A 1,191-nucleotide genomic window follows, 5' to 3' on the forward strand; every position below is an offset into this window, starting at 1 on the left:
TTACGCGATGATTTTTGCAACCACGCCAGCGCCCACGGTACGGCCACCTTCGCGGATAGCGAAGCGCAGGCCTTCTTCCATGGCGATGGGGTTGATCAGCTTCACAGTGATCGACACGTTGTCACCAGGCATCACCATTTCTTTGCCTTCTGGCAACTCGATCGCACCGGTCACGTCCGTGGTACGGAAGTAGAACTGGGGGCGGTAGTTGTTGAAGAAAGGCGTGTGGCGGCCGCCTTCGTCCTTGGACAGAACGTAGATTTCGCCGGTGAAGTGGGTATGGGGCTTGATGGAGCCGGGCTTGCACAGCACTTGGCCGCGCTGCACGTCTTCACGCTTGGTGCCGCGCAACAGGATACCGACGTTGTCGCCAGCTTGGCCTTGGTCGAGCAGCTTGCGGAACATTTCCACGCCGGTGCAGGTGGTCTTTTGGGTGTCAGCGATACCGACGATTTCGATTTCTTCGCCAACTTTGATGATGCCGCGCTCAACGCGACCGGTCACCACGGTACCGCGGCCAGAGATGGAGAACACGTCTTCCACAGGCATCAGGAAAGAACCGTCCACTGCGCGCTCGGGCAGCGGGATGTAGCTGTCCAGGGCGTCGGCCAGCTTCATGATGGCGCCTTCACCCAGGTCACCTTTGTCGCCTTCCATGGCGAGCTTGGCGGAACCGTGAATGATGGGGGTGTCGTCACCAGGGAAGTCGTACTTGGAGAGGAGTTCGCGAACTTCCATTTCCACCAGCTCCAGCAGCTCGGCATCGTCCACCATGTCGCACTTGTTCAGGAACACGATGATGTAAGGAACGCCCACTTGGCGAGCCAACAGGATGTGCTCACGAGTTTGGGGCATGGGGCCGTCGGCGGCGGAGCAGACCAGGATAGCACCGTCCATTTGGGCAGCGCCAGTGATCATGTTCTTCACATAGTCGGCGTGGCCTGGGCAGTCCACGTGAGCGTAGTGGCGGTTAGCCGTTTCGTATTCCACGTGGGCGGTGTTGATGGTAATGCCGCGTGCTTTTTCTTCAGGCGCAGCATCGATCTGGTCGTATGCCTTGGCGGAGCCGCCGAACTTGGCTGCCAACACGGTGGTGATGGCGGCTGTCAGGGTCGTCTTGCCGTGGTCCACGTGGCCAATCGTGCCTACGTTGACGTGCGGCTTGGTACGTGTGAATTTTTCCTTACCCAT

The 1,191-nt window shown here is 59.2% G+C and carries 1 protein-coding gene; it reads right to left on the bottom strand.

Annotation, left to right across the window (positions count from 1 at the left end; all coding sequences use genetic code 11):
• Complete coding sequence (gene tuf / locus CHU94_RS00020; protein WP_094475478.1) at positions 1-1,191, bottom strand: elongation factor Tu; 1,191 nt, start codon at positions 1,189-1,191, stop codon at positions 1-3.

The organism is Rhodoferax sp. TH121 (genome assembly GCF_002251855.1).
GTDB lineage: Bacteria > Pseudomonadota > Gammaproteobacteria > Burkholderiales > Burkholderiaceae_C > Allorhodoferax.